Annotated in this window: 4 protein-coding genes; all 4 read left to right on the forward strand. The window is 31.8% G+C overall.

Features of this window, described 5'->3' with window-relative positions:
- Positions 1–301: zinc-binding dehydrogenase (locus tag B4E95_RS04350; protein ID WP_291090217.1), on the forward strand; the 301-nt coding region annotated here is incomplete at its 5' end.
- A 246-nt stretch (positions 302–547) separates the two neighbouring features.
- A complete protein-coding gene (locus tag B4E95_RS04355) occupies positions 548–1,159 on the forward strand; it encodes an NAD(P)H-dependent oxidoreductase (protein ID WP_125350263.1) in 612 nt (203 codons plus the stop codon).
- Positions 1,156–1,440, forward strand: a complete 285-nt coding sequence (locus B4E95_RS04360; protein ID WP_221856550.1) for a putative quinol monooxygenase — start codon at positions 1,156–1,158, stop codon at positions 1,438–1,440. Before B4E95_RS04355 ends, B4E95_RS04360 begins: the two co-directional genes overlap by 4 nt.
- 3 nt (positions 1,441–1,443) lie before the next feature.
- On the forward strand, positions 1,444–2,427 hold the full coding sequence (locus B4E95_RS04365; RefSeq protein ID WP_286496247.1) for an aldo/keto reductase: 984 nt from the start codon (positions 1,444–1,446) through the stop codon (positions 2,425–2,427).
- Positions 2,428–2,905 lie beyond the last annotated feature (478 nt).

The following is a 2,905-nucleotide window of genomic DNA, read 5'->3' on the forward strand; positions in this document are numbered from 1 at the left end:
AAATTCAGGGGGATATCCAGTCTCTACTCTTACTAGAGATAAAAAGATTGATATTTCAATTTTACACCAAAAAGCATTAAACCTTCATTTTGTATATATGATTACTCTATTGATTTATTATAATCTGCAAGGAATCGATAAATTAAAAGAAATAATGAATCAGTTAACTATTTGGGTTGGACAATCAAAATTAAAACCACTTATTAATAAAGTATTTGATTTTGATCATGTAGCTGAAGCTCATCTTTACGCTCAAAGTGGTCAGGGTTCAGGAAAGACCATCGTAAGTATATTCGAATAATTAAATATATCAAACACAAAATTTAACCTTATAGTTAGTCAGTTTTTTTCTATTGAGTGAAATCCCTAAAGTATACGATTATGATAAAAATGGCATTGGTGGAAGAAAAACAATTGTTATAGCTGATAAACAAAAGAGTCGATAAATTAATCTATCACTATTCTGATAAAAATATATAATTTAAGTTATTTGTATAATATATAAATATGATAGAAATTTACACTATCAATAATTAAAATTATACAAATGAATATATTTATTATCAACGGAGCGCAAAACTTTGCCCATTCAGGTGGAGCTTTCAATAAAACATTAAATAATTGGACAACAGAATTTTTACAAGAAAAAGGTTTTGATTTTCGTGTTACAAATATAAATGATGAATTTGATGCTTTTGAAGAAGTAGAGAATTTTAAATGGGCAGATTTGATTATTTACCATTTTCCTATTTGGTGGTTTCAAGTTCCAAATCGCTTGAAATATTATATCGACGAAGTTTTTACGGCTGGACATGAAAATGGAATTTATAGAAATGATGGTCGTTCACGCAAAAATCCAGCAATTAATTACGGAACAGGTGGATTGATGCAAGGTAAAAAATATATGGTTAATACGACATGGAATGCGCCAGAAACGGCTTTTACTTTAGAAGGAGAATTTTTCGATCAAAAAACAGTTGATGAGGGTGTTTTATTTGGTTTCCACAAAATGAATCAGTTTGCAGGACTAAGTAGAATAAACGGTTTCCATTTCCACGACTTGGAAAAAAATGCAACTGAAGAACGTATCGAAAATTACCGTATAGCATATAGAGAACATTTAGAAAACATATTCATTAAAGAAAAAGAATTGGTATGATTTACCTAACAGCAGTTATTAAAGCAAAACCTGAATATCGCGAAGATGTAACAGTTGTTTTGCAGAATATGGTTACAGAAACCCGAAAAGAAGATGCTAATATTCAGTATGATTTGCATCAAGGTTCGCAGGACGAAAATACATTTGTTTTCTACGAAATTTGGAGAGATCAACAGGGTTTAGATGAGCATAATCAACAGTCTTATATCTTAGAATTTGGCAAATTGGTTGTCGAAAAATTACAAGAAATACCACAAATTTATTTAACAAAAAAACTATAAAAAATGGAATACAGAAAATTAGGAAATACAGATTTAGAATTATCAGCAATCACTTACGGAGCCTTCGCTATCGGTGGAAATATGTGGGGTGGAAACGAGCAAAAAGATAGTATTGCATCGGTACAAGCTTCTATCGAAAATGGTGTAACAACTTTGGATACAGCGCCATTTTACGGTTTTGGATTGAGCGAAAAAATGATTGGTGAAGCTATAAAAGGTTATGATAGAACAAAAATTCAATTGTTAACAAAATTCGGTTTAGTTTGGGACGGAAGTAATAAGGGAAAAGGTGAATTTTTCTTTGATGCAGAAGAAAATGGAAAAGCAATTCCTGTTTATAAATATTCATCAAAAGAAAGTGTTATTAAAGAAGTAGAAGACAGTCTAAGACGTTTACAAACGGATTATATCGACTTATTGCAAATTCACTGGCCAGATACTACAACGCCAATTTCAGAAACGATGGAAGCCTTGGAAATTTTAATTCAACAAGGTAAAATTCGTGCTGCTGGTGTAAGTAATTACAGTGTGGATCAAGTAGAAGAAGCGCGTAAAACACTAAATATCGCGAGTAATCAAGTTGGATATAGTATGCTGAACAGCGGAGTAGAGCAGGACTTAGTTCCTTATGCTTTGGATAATGATTTAGGAATTATTGTGTACAGCCCAATGGAAAGAGGTTTACTTACCGGAAAATACTTTAAAGATGGAAAACTGAAAGATAATGACCACAGAAATGGTTATTTCCAACAATTTGATTTAGATAAAGTAAAAACTTTCCTTGAAACAATTACTCCAATTGCAGCAGAAAAAGGAGCTACACTTTCACAATTAGTTTTACGTTGGACAAGTTTACAACCTGCTATTTCGATTGTTTTAGCTGGATCAAGAAATGCTGAACAAGCGATAGCCAATGCAAAAGCAATGGATATTACTATTTCTGCTGAAGAAATGAAATTCATCAATACAGAATTGGCGAAAATCTAAAAATAAGAAAATAGATGAAAACAAAACCTATAATCAAATTTGTAGCTATTGGTTACGCACAAGATAAAACTTTAATTGATCCGAAAGATACCAGTTGACAAACATCACCTTATGGAAAAGGAGACGAAATAGGTGCTGCAAATCTGATTACGCCCGAACTGGTTATGCAGTCGATTAAATTGGTAAAGCAAGGTTTACAATATTCAACCAGGAGAACAAGGTGGACAGACTTTAGGTTCTAATAAATTTAGTTTTAATGATGAATTGGTTAACGGTTGGACAGGTGTTGGATCACAGTTAAATGATATTGGACATATTGGAATTGATAATGTATATTACGATGGAAATAAAGCAACTGATTTTCACTTTTAACAATGAATTAAAAACCGTCATTGTTGAAGAGACAAGATTATTGTAAATAAGAGTACCAAAACCGACATACGATTTGCAGACGAGATTCAATCCATTGAAACAAGCG

This window comes from Empedobacter sp. UBA7494 (genome assembly GCF_002478465.1).
Lineage (GTDB): Bacteria > Bacteroidota > Bacteroidia > Flavobacteriales > Weeksellaceae > Empedobacter > Empedobacter falsenii_B.

Excerpts from the sequence above, each read along its gene's own strand:
- B4E95_RS04365 (WP_286496247.1), top strand. The coding sequence starts at position 1,444 with ATGGAATACAGAAAATTAGGAAATACAGATTTAGAATTATCAGCAATC.
- B4E95_RS04355 (WP_125350263.1), top strand. The coding sequence starts at position 548 with ATGAATATATTTATTATCAACGGAGCGCAAAACTTTGCCCATTCAGGT.
- B4E95_RS04360 (WP_221856550.1), top strand. The coding sequence starts at position 1,156 with ATGATTTACCTAACAGCAGTTATTAAAGCAAAACCTGAATATCGCGAA.